Annotated in this window: 18 protein-coding genes and 1 other RNA gene; 11 read left to right on the top strand and 8 right to left on the bottom strand. The window is 68.1% G+C overall.

Annotated elements, in window-relative coordinates; genetic code table 11:
- Positions 1-31 precede the first annotated feature (31 nt).
- Positions 32-1,009 carry an NADPH:quinone oxidoreductase family protein gene (locus tag A9G05_RS02605; protein ID WP_069559497.1) on the bottom strand — a complete coding sequence of 326 codons (978 nt, stop codon included), beginning with the start codon at positions 1,007-1,009 and terminating at the stop codon, positions 32-34.
- Between the two features lie 182 nt (positions 1,010-1,191).
- Between A9G05_RS02605 and A9G05_RS02600 the strand changes: the two genes are divergently transcribed.
- The gene (locus A9G05_RS02600; protein ID WP_069559496.1) at positions 1,192-1,608 is read left to right on the top strand and encodes a flagellar basal body-associated protein FliL; all 417 of its coding nucleotides are present in this window, start codon (positions 1,192-1,194) and stop codon (positions 1,606-1,608) included.
- Positions 1,609-1,620: 12 nt separating this feature from the next.
- Here the strand turns inward: A9G05_RS02600 and A9G05_RS02595 are convergent, their stop codons facing one another.
- Complete coding sequence (locus tag A9G05_RS02595) at positions 1,621-2,070, bottom strand: EVE domain-containing protein (protein ID WP_069559495.1); 450 nt, start codon at positions 2,068-2,070, stop codon at positions 1,621-1,623.
- A 209-nt stretch (positions 2,071-2,279) separates the two neighbouring features.
- On the opposite strand from A9G05_RS02595, the gene A9G05_RS27585 reads away from it, so the two are divergent.
- Complete coding sequence (locus A9G05_RS27585) at positions 2,280-2,423, top strand: hypothetical protein (RefSeq protein ID WP_164707296.1); 144 nt, start codon at positions 2,280-2,282, stop codon at positions 2,421-2,423.
- 27 nt (positions 2,424-2,450) lie between these two features.
- Here the strand turns inward: A9G05_RS27585 and A9G05_RS02590 are convergent, their stop codons facing one another.
- The 4 genes from A9G05_RS02590 to A9G05_RS02575 all read right to left on the bottom strand — a co-directional run bounded on the left by A9G05_RS02590 (position 2,451) and on the right by A9G05_RS02575 (position 3,791).
- A complete protein-coding gene (locus tag A9G05_RS02590) occupies positions 2,451-3,050 on the bottom strand; it encodes a 5-formyltetrahydrofolate cyclo-ligase (RefSeq protein WP_069559494.1) in 600 nt (199 codons plus the stop codon).
- Between the two features lie 7 nt (positions 3,051-3,057).
- Positions 3,058-3,236, bottom strand: a non-coding RNA gene (gene ssrS / locus A9G05_RS02585) — 6S RNA.
- A 34-nt stretch (positions 3,237-3,270) separates the two neighbouring features.
- Positions 3,271-3,585 (bottom strand): cell division protein ZapA, encoded by a 315-nt coding sequence (locus A9G05_RS02580; protein WP_069559493.1) that lies wholly within the window; start codon positions 3,583-3,585, stop codon positions 3,271-3,273.
- Complete coding sequence (locus A9G05_RS02575; protein WP_044402137.1) at positions 3,582-3,791, bottom strand: TIGR02449 family protein; 210 nt, start codon at positions 3,789-3,791, stop codon at positions 3,582-3,584. The genes A9G05_RS02580 and A9G05_RS02575 overlap by 4 nt, the downstream gene beginning before the upstream one ends.
- Before the next feature lie 158 nt (positions 3,792-3,949).
- On the opposite strand from A9G05_RS02575, the gene A9G05_RS02570 reads away from it, so the two are divergent.
- From A9G05_RS02570 to gcvH, 9 genes are all read left to right on the top strand, one after another.
- Entirely contained in the window at positions 3,950-4,504 is a 555-nt protein-coding gene (locus A9G05_RS02570; RefSeq protein ID WP_044402140.1) for a YecA family protein, read from the top strand.
- 46 nt (positions 4,505-4,550) lie between these two features.
- Positions 4,551-5,885 (top strand): Xaa-Pro aminopeptidase, encoded by a 1,335-nt coding sequence (pepP, locus tag A9G05_RS02565; RefSeq protein ID WP_069559492.1) that lies wholly within the window; start codon positions 4,551-4,553, stop codon positions 5,883-5,885.
- Position 5,886: 1 nt separating this feature from the next.
- On the top strand, positions 5,887-7,071 hold the full coding sequence (gene ubiH / locus A9G05_RS02560) for a 2-octaprenyl-6-methoxyphenyl hydroxylase (protein ID WP_069559491.1): 1,185 nt from the start codon (positions 5,887-5,889) through the stop codon (positions 7,069-7,071).
- Positions 7,072-7,078: 7 nt separating this feature from the next.
- Complete coding sequence (locus A9G05_RS02555; protein ID WP_069559490.1) at positions 7,079-7,561, top strand: DUF4442 domain-containing protein; 483 nt, start codon at positions 7,079-7,081, stop codon at positions 7,559-7,561.
- A gap of 9 nt (positions 7,562-7,570) precedes the next feature.
- The gene (locus tag A9G05_RS02550; protein ID WP_069559489.1) at positions 7,571-8,788 is read left to right on the top strand and encodes a 2-octaprenyl-3-methyl-6-methoxy-1,4-benzoquinol hydroxylase; all 1,218 of its coding nucleotides are present in this window, start codon (positions 7,571-7,573) and stop codon (positions 8,786-8,788) included.
- A gap of 110 nt (positions 8,789-8,898) precedes the next feature.
- Entirely contained in the window at positions 8,899-9,900 is a 1,002-nt protein-coding gene (locus tag A9G05_RS02545; RefSeq protein ID WP_069559488.1) for an extracellular solute-binding protein, read from the top strand.
- 101 nt (positions 9,901-10,001) lie between these two features.
- Positions 10,002-11,570, top strand: a complete 1,569-nt coding sequence (locus A9G05_RS02540) for an iron ABC transporter permease (protein WP_165672385.1) — start codon at positions 10,002-10,004, stop codon at positions 11,568-11,570.
- A gap of 184 nt (positions 11,571-11,754) precedes the next feature.
- Positions 11,755-12,837, top strand: a complete 1,083-nt coding sequence (gene gcvT, locus A9G05_RS02535; RefSeq protein WP_069559487.1) for a glycine cleavage system aminomethyltransferase GcvT — start codon at positions 11,755-11,757, stop codon at positions 12,835-12,837.
- A 45-nt stretch (positions 12,838-12,882) separates the two neighbouring features.
- The gene (gcvH, locus tag A9G05_RS02530) at positions 12,883-13,266 is read left to right on the top strand and encodes a glycine cleavage system protein GcvH (protein ID WP_069559486.1); all 384 of its coding nucleotides are present in this window, start codon (positions 12,883-12,885) and stop codon (positions 13,264-13,266) included.
- 125 nt (positions 13,267-13,391) lie between these two features.
- Here the strand turns inward: gcvH and A9G05_RS02525 are convergent, their stop codons facing one another.
- The gene (locus tag A9G05_RS02525; RefSeq protein WP_069559485.1) at positions 13,392-13,619 is read right to left on the bottom strand and encodes a hypothetical protein; all 228 of its coding nucleotides are present in this window, start codon (positions 13,617-13,619) and stop codon (positions 13,392-13,394) included.
- A gap of 85 nt (positions 13,620-13,704) precedes the next feature.
- Positions 13,705-14,007, bottom strand: a complete 303-nt coding sequence (locus tag A9G05_RS02520) for a DUF2388 domain-containing protein (protein ID WP_069559484.1) — start codon at positions 14,005-14,007, stop codon at positions 13,705-13,707.
- Positions 14,008-14,042 lie beyond the last annotated feature (35 nt).

The following is a 14,042-nucleotide window of genomic DNA, read 5'->3' as shown; positions in this document are numbered from 1 at the left end:
GGCAGGCCCCGGGGCTGCTGGGGCCTGGGGTTCAGCGGACGGTGACCACCACCTTGCCCACGGCCTTGCGCTGGCCAAGGGCGTTGATGGCCTCGGCGGCCCGCTCCAGGGGGAAGGTCTGGGACACCAGCGGCTTGAGCTTGCCTTCGGCATGCCAGGCGAAGAGTTGCTGGAAGTTGGCCAGGTTGTCTTGCGGCTGGCGCTGGGCGAAGGAGCCCCAGAACACGCCGACCACCGCCGCGCCCTTGAGCAGGGCCAGGTTCACCGGCAGCTCGGGGATGCGGCCGCTGGCGAAGCCGACCACCAGCAGGCGGCCGTTCCAGGCGATGGAGCGGATGGCCTCGTCGAACAGGTCGCCCCCCACCGGGTCGTAGATCACGTCGGCGCCCTGGCCGCCGGTCAGTTCCTTGACCTTCTCCTTCAGGCTGTTGGTGCTGTAGTTGATCAGCAGGTCGGCGCCGGCGGCCTTGGCCACGTCCAGCTTCTCGTCACTGCTTGCAGCGGCGATGACCCGCGCGCCCATGGCCTTGCCGATCTCCACCGCCGCCAGGCCGACGCCGCCGGAGGCACCGAGTACCAGCAGGGTTTCCCCCGGTTGCAGGTTGGCGCGCTGCTTGAGCGCGTGCATGGAGGTGCCGTAGGTCATGCCGAAGGCGGCGGCGGAATTGAAGTCGATGCCCTTGGGGATCGGCATGACGTTGTAGCCGGGCACGGCCACCTGCTCGGCGAAGCTGCCCCAGCCGGTCAGCGCCATGACCCGGTCGCCGGGCTTGAGGTGGGTGATCTTCTCGCCGACGGCGGCGACGGTGCCGGCGGCTTCGCCACCCGGGGAGAAGGGGAACGGCGGCTTGAACTGGTACTTGCCTTCGATGATCAGGGTGTCGGGGAAGTTGACTCCAGCGGCGTGAACGTCGATCAGCACTTCGTTCTTCTTCGGCTCGGGGCTGGCAACCTCTTCGAGCACCAGGGTCTCGGCGGGGCCGAAGGCCTTGCACAGGACGGCTTTCATGGGGGGATTCGATCCTCGTTGGCGACCGGCCCGGCGCCGGCCCTGTGGTCAGGCAGTGTAGGCGGGGGGCAGGGTCGGTCAACGAGCATGGCCGGTCCTGATAGGGCTGCATAAGCATCGGGCTTGGGCTCGCCCCGGGCTGTGGCTATGCTAGCGGGCACGCCCCATCAGGAATCCCTCCCGTGAAGACCACTCTCGCTCTGCTGCTGGCCCTGCTGATCCCCTTCTCTGCCCTCGCTTCGGAATCCAAGGAGGAGCCCAAGGAAGGCGAGGCGCCCAAGGTACTTTATCTCGACCTGGTGCCCGCGCTGGTAGGCAACTACGGCGCCGGCCCGAAGCTGAAATACTTCAAGGCCGACATCTCCCTGCGGGTCACCGGGGACGATGCGAAGAAGTCGGTGGAGTACCACGAACCGCTGATCCGCAACCAACTGGTGATGCTGTTCGCTCAGCAGACCGATGAGTCGCTCAGCTCGGTGGAGGGCAAGGAAACACTGCGCCAGGAAGCGCTCAAGCAGGTGCAGCAGGCGCTCAATCAGGAAGAAGGCAAGCCGCTGGTCGAGGACCTGCTGTTCAACAACCTGATCGTGCAGCCCTGACGGGCTGCGCTTTCAGCGCAGGGCCAGCACGGCCTGCCATTCGGCATCAGTCACCGGCATCACCGACAGGCGCGAACCCTTCTGCACAAGCGGCATTGCCTGCAGGGCCTCTGCCCCACGCAGCCGTGCCAGGGGGATGACCCGCGCGAAGGCCTCGACGAACTCCACGTCCAGGGCGCTCCAGGGGTTCTTCTCGTGGCTGGCCTTGGCGTCGAAGTAGTGGCTCTGCGGGTCCAGCGCCGTCGGGTCGGGGTAGGTGGCGCCGACGATGCGGGCAATGCCGGCGATGCCTGGTTCCGGGCAACTGGAGTGGTAGAAGAAGAACAGGTCGCCCGGGCTCATCGCGCGCATGAAGTTGCGTGCCTGGTAGTTGCGCACCCCGTCCCAGCGCGCTTGGCCGAGGCGTTGCAGGTCGTGGATCGACAGTTCGTCGGGTTCCGATTTCATCAGCCAGTGGGGCATGAACTTTGCTCCTGAAAAGTGGTCCTTGCGCGAGCAGAAAGAAATGTAACGATTAGCCGACATTCGGTTGGCGCTATAATTGCGCGTTATCACGGCTTGCCTGAAAATGCCGCGCTTCGAGCCGGACTTTGCCGCGCGGTCCGCTCAAAAAACCAGAAAATCGCCGCAAGTCATCGCGGGCACCATGCCTTGAAGGGGGAGGCATTTCGATGAAGCGTAAACCCGATCTGCTCTGGGTACTGGTCATCATCTTCGGCCTGGGCGTGGTCACCACGGGCTACACCCAGAGCCTCTGGGAGCAGCGCCAGGGCAGCGCTCCCGCTGGCGTGATCACCCAGCAGCAACAGCCCTGACTACCGGCGCCTGTCCTCCCGGCGCCCTCAGCGGTACCAGCCGCCGTCCGTCACCGTGCCCTGGAGGCGGACGTCCCAGTTCGCCAGCAGCAGTCGATCCACCTTCTGGCACTCATGGGCCAGGCCCAGCAGCGTCGGTTTCTGCCCCTGCTTGCGGCGTGACCGGTAGGCCAGGCTGCGGTCGTAGAAGCCACCGCCCATGCCCAGGCGGCCGCCCTCCTCGTCGAATCCCACCAGCGGCATCAGCACCAGGTCCAGCGTCCACACCGGCCGCTGCCGCGCCGTATTGGTGCGCGGCTCCTCGATGCGGAAGCGATTGCGCACCAGGCGCTCGCCGGGCATCAGGCGCTGGAAGGCCATGCGCGTCCGCGGCCAGGCATTGAGCACCGGCAGGTAGGTGGCCTTGCCCCGTCGCTGGGCTTCGCGCAGCAGCGGTCGCGGGTCGATCTCGCCGTCGTTGGGCAGGTACAGCGCCACGTGGCGGGCACGGCGGAACAGCGGATGCTGCGCAAGCTGGCGATACAGCGCGCGGGCGGCTTTCTTCTGCTGGAGGGGGGAGAGCTGGCGGCGTTGTTGCCTGAGGAGGCGCCGCAGAGCCGGGCGGGAGAGGGTGCCGGCAGTGACCATGAAAATATGACTCCCCGGTTATGCCGCTGTCGGGTTAGCCCTTGAACCCGAAAGTTCAAGGTGGAGGTTGCAGGAGGCGTTAAGGCTTTCCGTCAGGCGGACATGCACACCGGCCCCACTTACAACCCCCGTGGTTGTGCGTATCGGCTCAGGGACATCACCGACTGGCAAACACACCAGGGAGCTGGCGGCGAGTATACCCCAAGAAAGGTTGGTGGCGTCAGGCCCCGGGTGCATCCTGATCGGTGGCCAGGGCGTGGTCGACCCGTTCCAGCAGGTCGCGCACCCGTTCGCGGGTGGACGTGGCCTCCTGGTCGAGGCGCTGCTGCTTGTGCAGGAGCTCGTGGGTGATGTTGAGCGCCGCCATCACGGCGACGCGATCTGCACCGATCACCTTGCCGCTGTTGCGGATCTCGCGCATCTTGCCGTCCAGATAGCGGGCGGCGCTTTCCAGGTTGGCGCGCTCGTCCGGGGGACAGGCGATGCAGTAATCCTTGTCGAGGATGTGGACGGTGACGGTATTGGACTGGGTCATGAATCCTGCTCCAGGGCTTTCAGGCGCGAAATCATCGCTTCGACCTTCTGCCGGGCCAGTTCGTTCTTTTCGATCAGATGAGCGCGTTCTTCTTTCCACATCCTCTCGTTCGCGAGCAGTTGCCGGTTGTGCGCCTTGAGCTGTTCCACGCGCTGGATCAGGTGTTCCAGGCGGGTGGCGAGTGCTTTCAGGTCGGCATCTTCCATGGGCTTTCTACTCGGCGATGAGTGGACGGGGACTATACAGGACCGGCCCGATCCAGGGACAAACCCCGCGGCGACGTCGCATGGTCTTGGCGCGCGTGCCGATGCTAGGATACGAGGCCGTCATTCTAGTGATTGCGCCCCCCGGCGCCTAGCCACCCATGCCCAGCCCGAACTCCCCGTATTCCGCATTCGCCGCGCTGCTCGCCAGCACCGGTCAGCCCGTTTCCCCTGCCGAACTCCACGGCCTGCTCCTGGGGCGCAGTTGCGCCGGAGCGGGCTTCGAGCCCGAGCCCTGGCTGGAGGACGCCGCCGAGCTGCTCGGCGCCTCGCCCGAGGACAACCTGCGCCAGGCCCTGATCGGCCTGCAGGAGATGGTCAAGGGTGAACTCACCGGCGGCGAGATGGCCGTCGTGCTGTTGCTGCCCGACGATGAAACGCCCCTGTCCGAACGCGCTGCGGCCCTGGGTCAGTGGTGCCAGGGCTTCCTCGGCGGCTTCGGCCTCACCGCGCGTGAAGGTGCGCTGTCAGGCGAAGCGGTCGAAGTCCTACAGGACCTTGCCTCCATCGCCCAGGTGCAGAGTGCTCTGGAAGATTCCGAGGACGGCGAGACCGACTACATGGAAGTGATGGAGTACCTGCGCGTCGCCCCCCTGTTGCTGTTCAGCGAATGCAACCGGGGCGCCGCACCGGCGCCGAAGACCTCCCTGCACTGACCCGCGTCACGGGTGCCATCCCGGCACCCTCGATCAAGGAGCGCGCATGACCCGTATCCCGAAGTCCGAATTCGCCCGTCGCCGCAAGGCGCTGATGGAGCAGATGGTGCCCAACAGCATCGCCATACTGCCCGCCGCGCCGGTTCACATCCGTAACCGCGATGTCGAGCACGTCTACCGCCAGGACAGTGACTTCCAGTACCTCAGCGGTTTCCCCGAGCCGGAAGCGGTGATGGTGCTGATCCCCGGACGCGAACACGGCGAATACGTGCTCTTCTGCCGCGAGCGTGATCCCGAGCGTGAACTGTGGGACGGCCTGCGTGCCGGCCAGGACGGCGCCACTCGCGATTACGGCGCTGACGACGCCTTCCCCATCGGCGACATCGACGACATCCTCCCCGGCCTGATCGAAGGCCGCTCGCGGGTCTACTACTCCATCGGCACCAACCCCGAGTTCGACCACCACCTCATGGAGTGGGTCAACGTGATCCGCTCCAAGGCCCGCCAGGGTGCCCAGCCGCCGAACGAGTTCGTCGCCCTGGACCACCTGCTGCACGACATGCGCCTGTACAAGTCCGCCGCCGAGATCAAGGTCATGCGCGAGGCCGGCGAAGTTTCCGCCCGTGCCCATGTCCGCGCCATGCAGGCCGCCCGTGCCGGCCTCTACGAATACAGCCTGGAAGCCGAGCTGGAATACGAGTTCCGCAAGGGCGGCGCGAAGATGCCCGCCTACGGCTCCATCGTCGCCGCCGGCAAGAACGCCTGCATCCTGCACTACCGCGAGAACGACGCCCCCCTCAAGGACGGCGACCTGGTGCTGATCGACGCCGCCTGCGAGCTGGACTGCTACGCCAGCGACATCACCCGCACCTTCCCCGTCAGCGGCCGCTTCAGCCCCGAGCAGAAGGCCATTTACGAGCTGGTACTGGCCGCCCAGGAGGCTGCCTTCCTCGAGATCGCCCCCGGCAAGCACTGGAACGAAGCTCACGAAGCCACGGTGCGGGTGATCACCGCCGGCCTGGTGGAGCTGGGGCTGCTGCAGGGCGAGGTGGACGAACTGATCGCCCGCGAAGCCTACAAGCCCTTCTACATGCACCGTGCCGGCCACTGGCTGGGCATGGACGTGCACGACGTCGGCGAATACAAGGTCGGCGGCGAATGGCGCGTCCTCGAACCCGGCATGGCGATGACCGTCGAGCCCGGCATCTACATCGGCGTCGACAATCAGGACGTGCCGAAGAAGTGGCGCGGCATCGGCGTGCGCATCGAAGACGATGTCGTGGTCACCCGGAAAGGCTGCGAGATCCTCACCGGCGGTGTACCCAAGACCGTTGCCGAGATCGAAGCCCTGATGGCCGCCGCCCGCAGCGAGGCCGCCTGACATGGCCCGCACCCAACTGGCGATCGTCGGCGGCGGCCTGGTGGGTGCCAGCCTGGCCCTGGCCCTGCAGCAAGGTGCCCGCGAGCGGGGCTGGAAGATCGTCCTCATCGAGCCCTTCGCACCCGGCAACAGCTACCAGCCCAGTTACGACGCCCGTTCCTCCGCCCTCTCCTTCGGTACCCGGCGCATCTACGAACGCCTCGGCCTGTGGCCGGCCATCGCCCAGCGCGCCGAACCCATCCTGCAGATCCACGTCTCCGACCGCGGCCGCTTCGGCGCGGCGCGGCTGGCTGCCATCGAAGAGGGTGTCCCCGCCCTCGGCTACGTGGTGGAGAACGCCTGGCTCGGGCAGTGCCTGTGGCAGGCCCTGGACCCGGACGTGGTCACCTGGCACTGCCCGGCGGAAGTGGTGCGCATGGAGCCGCTGGAAGGCGGCTACCGCCTCAGCCTCAACGATGAGACCCAGCTCGAATGCGACCTGGCGATCCTCGCCGACGGCGGCCGCTCCAGCCTGCGCGAGCAACTGGGCATCGGTGTGCGTCGCAACCCCTACGGGCAGACCGCGCTGATCGCCAACGTCAGCCCGCTGGAGTCCCACCGTGGTCAGGCCTTTGAGCGCTTCACCGACGAAGGCCCCATGGCCCTGCTGCCGTTGCCGGAAAACCGCTGTGCGCTGGTCTGGACCCGGCCGGGCAATGACGCCCAGCGCCTGGCCGGCCTCGACGACCGCGCCTTCCTCGCCGAACTGCAGGCCACTTTCGGCTACCGCCTGGGCGCCTTCGGCCAGGTGGGCGCGCGGCACCTCTACCCGCTCACCCTGATCGAGGCGGAAGAGCAGGTGCGCCCCAACCTGGTGGTGCTCGGCAACGCTGCCCACAGCCTGCACCCCATCGCCGGCCAGGGCTACAACCTGTCCCTGCGCGACACCGTGGCCCTGGCGGAAACCCTGCTGGCCAGCACCGCGCCCCTGGGCGACCTCGCCACCTTGCAGGGCTACCTCGCCAGCCAGCGCCTGGACCAGGACCTGACCGTCGGCTTCTCCGACCAGGTCACCCGGCTGTTCTCCAACAAGGAGCCGCTGCTGGCCACCGGACGCAACCTGGGCCTGCTCGGCCTCGACCTGTTGCCCCCGGCCAAGCGCTGGTTCGCCCGCCAGGCCATGGGCCTGGGCACCCGCCCGGTCTGACCGCGCCATGGCGGACCGCCGACTGGCGCGCAAGGCGCGCATCCTGCGCTGGGCCTTGAACCTCTACCCGCCCTACCTCGGGGCGGGCATCCGCGTGCGGCAGATCAGCGCAGACTTCCGTCTGGTGCGGGTCAAGATGGGCCTGGGCTGGTACAACCGCAACTACGTCCGCACCCAGTTCGGCGGCTCGCTCTACAGCATGACCGACCCCTTCTACATGCTCATGCTGATGCAGTTGCTGGGGCGCGACTACATCGTCTGGGACAAGGCCGCCCACATCGACTTCGTCTCCCCGGGACGGGGACCGGTGTATGCCGAGTTCCACATCGATGACGCGCTGATCGAGCGCATCCGCCAGCACACCGCCGGCGGCGACAAATACCTGCCCGACCTGCACGTCGATGTGCGCGACGGCCACGGCACCCTGGTGGCCCGGGTGCGAAAGACCCTCTACGTGCGGCTCAAGCCGCAGGCGCGACAAGGCGCATAAGGAACGGACATGCAAGCGGATCTGATCATCGTCGGTGCAGGCATGGTGGGCAGTGCCCTGGCCCTGGCACTCAAGGACAGCGGGCTGGACATCCTCCTGATCGACGGCAGCCCCCTCAGCGTCAAACCCTTCGATGCCGATGCGGCATTCGAGCCCCGTGTCAGCGCCTTGTCCGCCGCCAGCCAGCGCATCCTCGACCGCCTCGGCGCCTGGCCGGGCGTCGTCGCGCGGCGCGCCAGCCCCTACGGCGAGATGCAGGTCTGGGATGGCACCGGCACCGGCGCCATCCACTTCTCCGCCGCCAGCGTCCATGCCGACGTGCTCGGCCACATCGTCGAGAACCGCGTGGTCCAGGACGCGCTGCTGGAGCCCCTGCACGACAGCGGCATCGGCCTGATGCCCAATGCCCGCCTCGAACACCTGCGCCATTCCGGCGACGACTGGCTGCTGACCCTGGTGGACGGCCGCCAGCTGCGTGCCCCGCTGGTGATCGCTGCCGACGGCGCCAATTCCGCCGTGCGCCGCCTGGCCGGCTGTGCCACCCGCGAGTGGGATTACCTGCACCACGCCATCGTCACCAGCGTGCGCTGCGAGCAGCCGCACCGGCGCACCGCCTGGCAGCGCTTCACCGACGACGGCCCGCTGGCCTTCCTGCCGCTGGATCGCCAGGGCGACGAGCACTGGTGCTCCATCGTCTGGTCCGCTACCCCGGAAGAGGCCGAGCGGCTCATGGCGCTGGACGACCAAGCCTTCTGCAGCGCCCTTGGTGTGGCCTTCGAGCACCGCCTGGGGCGCGTCGAGCACAGCGACCCGCGCCTGTGCATCCCCCTGCGCCAGCGCCACGCCAAGCGTTATGTCGAGCCCGGCCTGGCGCTGATCGGCGATGCCGCCCACACCATCCACCCGCTGGCGGGCCAGGGGGTCAACCTCGGCTTCCTCGACGCCGCCGTGCTGGCCGAAGTGCTGCTGCACGCCCACGCCCGTGGCGAGCGCCTGGCGGACGAGAAGGTGCTCAGCCGCTTCGAGCGCCGCCGCATGCCCTACAACCTGGGGATGATGGCCGCCATGGAGGGCTTCGAACGCCTGTTCCAGGCCGATCCGTTGCCCCTGCGCTGGCTGCGCAATGCCGGCCTGCGCTGGGTCAACCAGCAGCCGGAGGCCAAGGCGCTGTTCGTGCGCCAGGCCCTCGGCCTCTCCGGGGACCTGCCGGACCTCGCCCGCGCCTGACCGTCCGGGGCCTTGCGCCCCGGAGAAACACCCGGTCATACATGGCTGGCCAGCACGTAACTGAGATTGATTACCATCGCAAGTCTTTCCGACCACGAGAGGCATGAGCAATGAAGGCGCGCAAGACCCTTCTCACCCTGATGGCCGTCGGCCTCGGCATCCCCAGCGTGCAAGCCGCCGACGAGGTGGTGGTGTACTCCTCGCGCATCGACGAGCTGATCAAGCCGGTGTTCGACGCCTACACCGCCCAGACCGGCGTCAAGGTCCGCTTCATCACCGACAAGGAAGCGCCGCTGATGCAGCGCATCAAGGCCGAGGGCGAGAACAGCGTGGCCGACCTGCTGCTCACCGTCGACGGTGGCAACCTCTGGCAGGCCGAGCAGATGGGCATCCTCCAGCCCCTGGGCTCCGACGCGGTCAAGGCCAACATCCCCGCCCAATACCGTTCCAGCAGCGACCAGTGGACCGGCCTGTCGCTGCGGGCCCGCACCCTCGTCTACTCCACCGAGCGGGTGAAGCCCGAAGACCTCTCCACCTACGAAGCCCTTGCCGGCCCGGAATGGGAAGGCCGCCTGTGCCTGCGTTCCTCGAAGAAGGTCTACAACCAGTCGCTGACCGCCGCGCTGATCGAAGCGCAGGGCGCCGAGCGTGCCGAACAGGTGCTCAAGGGCTGGGTCGCCAACCTGGCCACCGACCCCTTCGCCGACGACAACGCGGTGATTCAGGCCGTGGACGCCGGTCAGTGCGATGTCGGCATCGTCAACACCTACTACTACGGGCGCCTGCACAAGCAGAACCCGCAGCTGCGCGCCAAGCTCTACTGGCCCAACCAGGCGGACCGTGGCGTCCACGTCAACCTCTCCGGCATCGGCCTGACCCGTCACGCGCCGCACCCGGAGGCCGCCCGCGCCCTGGTGGAATGGATGACCGGCCCCGACGCCCAGGGCCTGTTCGCCAGCCTCAACCAGGAGTTCCCGGCCAACCCCAAGGTGAACCCGTCTGACGAAGTGGCCGCCTGGGGCTCCTTCAAGGCCGACGACATGCCGGTGGAAGTCACCGGTCAGCGCCAGGCCGAAGCCATCCGCATGATGGACCGGGCGGGGTGGCGCTGAGCCCCACCCAAGGGGTTCTGACGAACCCCGCCGGCGGCGAGGCGGCGCCCCCGCGTTCGCCGCCTCGCCACTGGCACTGGCCGGCGTTCGCCGCCGCCTGCCTGGTGGTCCTGCCGTTGCTGGTGCTGCTGCTGGCCTGGCAGGAAGTTGACCGGGAGATCTGGGCCCACCTCTGGGACACCCAGCTCCCCCGCCTGCTGGGCAACAGCCTGGTGCTGGTGCTTGGCGTCGGCACCGGCGTCACCCTGCTCGGGGTGAGCCTGGCCTGGCTGGTGGCGCTCTGCGAATTCCCCGGCCGGCGCTGGCTCGACTGGGCGCTGATGCTGCCCTTCGCCATTCCGGCCTATGTCCTGGCCTTCGTCTTCATCGGCCTGTTCGACTTCGCCGGCCCGGTGCAGAGCGCCCTGCGCGAATGGTTCGGCAACGACGTGCGGCTGCCCCCGGTGCGTTCCACCGGGGGCGTCATCCTGGTGCTGTCGCTGGTGTTCTATCCCTACGTCTACCTGTTGGCGCGGGCCGCCTTCCTGGCCCAGGGTCGCGGCCTCATGGAGGCTGCCCGCACCCTCGGGCAGTCCCCCTGGCAGGCGTTCTGGCGGGTCGCCCTGCCGGTGGCCTGGCCGGCCATCGGCGCCGGGCTGGCGCTGGCGGTAATGGAGACCCTGGCGGACTTCGGCGCCGTCTCGGTGTTCAACTTCGACACCTTCACCACCGCCATCTACAAGACCTGGTACGGCTTCTTCAGCCTTTCCAGTGCTGCCCAACTGGCCAGCCTGCTGCTGCTAGGCGTCGGCCTGGTGCTTTACGGTGAGCGCCGTGCCCGGGGCGTGCCGCGCCCGGCCAAGGAGCGCGGTCGCGGCGCACCGCTCTACCGGCTGCAGGGCTGGCGTGCCCTCGCCGCCAGCGGCTGGTGCGCCCTGGTGTTCGCCTGTGCCTTCGTCATTCCCCTGCTGCAGCTGCTGGCCTGGTTCTGGCAGCGCGGCCGCTTCGACCTGGACGAGCGCTACCAGGCGCTGGTGCTGCACAGCCTGGCCCTGGCCGGCCTGGCGGCGCTGATCACCGTGGGCGTCGCCCTGCTGCTGGTGTTCGCCCGGCGCCAGCAGCCAACGCGGCCGGTACGTGCCGCCGTGGGCCTGGCCAACCTCGGCTACGCCCTGCCCGGTTCGGTGCTGGCGGTGGCGCTGATGCTGGTGTTCAGCCATCTGGACCGCGCCGTCGTCGTCCCGCTGTCCACCGCCCTCGGCGGTGCCGGCAAACCGCTGCTGCTGGGTGGGCTCAGTGCCCTGCTGGTGGCCTACCTGGTGCGCTTCCTGGCGGTGGCCCACGGCCCGCTGGAGGGGGCGCTGGCGCGGGTCCGCCCGTCGCTGTCGGAGGCGTCCCGCAGCCTGGGCGTGGGTGGGTTCGGCCTGTTCCGCCGGGTCTACCTGCCGCTGCTCACACCGGGGCTGCTGAGTGCCGCGCTGCTGGTGTTCGTCGATGTGCTCAAGGAAATGCCCGCCACCCTGCTGATGCGCCCTTTCGGCTGGGACACCCTGGCCGTGCGGGTCTTCGAGATGACCAGCGAAGGGGAGTGGGCACGGGCCTCGCTGCCGGCCCTCAGCCTGGTGCTGGTGGGGCTGCTGCCGGTGATGCTGCTGATCCGCCGTTCGGCCCGTCCGATGGGTGGCGGATAGCTGCTCGACCAGCCGGTCACCCGTCGGGTGTCCAGTCTCCGACCTTGCAGCTACAATGCGCGCCATTCGTTGCGGCCCGCCCCTCGGACCCCGTGTCACGAAAGGCCCCCGGCAGCCCTGAACGCCAGGATTGGCGGGGGCTCGAGCGCGGATCGCAGTTCGCCAAGCCCGGAAGGAGAAACCCATGGGACAGCGCACACCGCTCCATGACCTGCACTTGGCCCTTGGCGCCAAGATGGTCGATTTCGGCGGTTGGGACATGCCGTTGCACTACGGTTCGCAAGTCGAGGAGCACCACCAGGTGCGCAGCGACTGCGGGGTCTTCGACGTGTCCCACATGACCGTCGTCGACGTTGCCGGCAGCCAGGCCATGGCCTACCTGCAGCGCCTGCTGGCCAACGACGTGAGCCGCCTGCAGAGTCCCGGCAAGGCGCTCTACAGCGTCATGCTCAACGAGCGGGGCGGCGTGGTGGACGACCTCATCGTCTACCTCACCGTCGAGGGCTACCGCGTGGTGGTCAACGCTGCCACCCGTGACAAGGACATCGCCTGGATGCAGCGCCACGCCGAAGCCTTCGACGTGCGCCTGGCCCTGCGCGACGACCTGGCCCTGCTGGCCATCCAGGGCCCCACCGCGCGCCAGCGCCTGGCCGATCTGGTGAGCAGCTCGCGTGCCGCGCTGATCCATGAACTCAAACCCTTCCAGGGGCTGCCCGAAGGCGACTGGTTCATCGCCCGCACCGGCTACACCGGTGAAGACGGGCTGGAAATCATGTTCCCCCGCGACCAGGCCGTGGACATGCTCAACGAGCTGGTCGGCGCCGGCATCTCCCCCATCGGCCTCGGCGCCCGCGACACCCTGCGCCTGGAGGCCGGCCTGAACCTCTACGGCCAGGACATGGACGAGGACACCTCGCCCCTGGCCTCCAACCTCGGCTGGACCATCGCCTGGAAGCCCGCCGAGCGAGACTTCATCGGCCGCAGCGCCCTGGAGGCCGAGCGTGCCGCCGGCCCCCACCCGAAGCTGGTGGGCCTGGTGCTGGAGGAGCGCGGCGTGCTGCGCGCCCACCAGGTGGTGCGGGTCGAGGGCATCGGCGATGGCGAGATCACCAGCGGCAGCTTCTCCCCCACCCTGGGCAAGTCCATCGCCCTGGCGCGGGTGCCGGCGGCCACCGGTGAGCGCGCCGAAGTGGAGATCCGTGGCAAGTGGTACCCGGTTCGCGTGGTCCAGCCGAACTTCGTTCGCAATGGCAGGGCCTTGATCTAAATTTCCCAGGCGGGCTGCCCGCCACTGTCCTTAGGAGCCAGAACAATGAGCAACATTCCCGCCGACCTGCGTTACGCCGCCAGCCACGAGTGGGCGCGCCTGGAAGCCGACGGCACCGTGACCGTCGGCATCTCCGACCATGCCCAGGAGGCCCTGGGCGATGTGGTCTTCGTCGAACTGCCGGAACTGGGCAAGGCCCTGGCCGCTGGCCAGGAAGCCGGTGTGGTGGAGTCGGTGAAGGCCGCGTCCGACATCTACGCGCCGGTCTCCGGCGAAGTCATCGCCATCAACGAGGAACTGGCCGACTCGCCCGAGCGGGTCAACAGCGACCCCTACGGTGCCTGGTTCTTCAAGCTCAAGCCGGCCAACACCGCCGAGCTGGACAAGCTGCTGGACGCTGCCGGCTACGCCGCCGTCGCCGAAGCCTGATCACGCCTGCGCCCCGCAACGGGGCGCGCCCGGTCGGTTGCACCACCGGCCGGGCCTGCGTTCTTCCTGATCGTTCGCCTGGAAATACCTGACCGCTGCCCATACCGGGCAACGGCGGTGTGCGCTCAGTTTTCGCTCTTCAGTTGCAGCCGCGAGAGCAGCCCGATCAGCAGCACGTTGAAGAGGATGACCAGAACACTGTTCGTCAGTGCGAAAAGGCTGATCAGCTCGTTGGACAACTGATCGTAGATGCTGAAGTCGAAGATCGACAGCAGGCGTTCGGCGACCCAGAACAGGTCGATGGCAATGATCAGGATCAGGATGACTTTGAGGGTGGGAATCGGATTGCCCATGGGGCGTGGTCCTTGTGCCGGTTGTGGGAGGCCAGTCTAACCCGGCCTCCCGTTGCGTTCCGTGCGGCGTATCGTCCGTTTCGCGTTATTCGCTGGCGAGGATGGCGCTGGCCAGCGCCTCGTCGCTGGCGGTGAGGTCGGGGTTGTCGGCACGCACCTGGCGCAGCGCGGCCTCCAGATAGGGGCCACGGATCTGCCCGTCGCTGGCGACGAAGCTGCTGGCGTCCTCACGGGCGGCGACGATCAGTTTGTGGTCCTTGAAGGTGACGTAGGTGGAGGCGGTGGTGGCGCCGGAGGAGATCACGTTGCGCCAGAAGGAATCGGCCATGGCCGAACCGGCAGGGAGGCTGATCAGGGCGAGAACGGCGGCAGCAAGACGGGTACGCATGGCGGGCTCCAGGGGGTGGGGGGTACCTGGCACCT

It is taken from the genome of Pseudomonas sp. ENNP23 (genome assembly GCF_001728945.1).
Taxonomy (GTDB): domain Bacteria; phylum Pseudomonadota; class Gammaproteobacteria; order Pseudomonadales; family Pseudomonadaceae; genus Metapseudomonas; species Metapseudomonas otitidis.
This window is presented reverse-complemented; position numbering and strand designations above follow the sequence as displayed.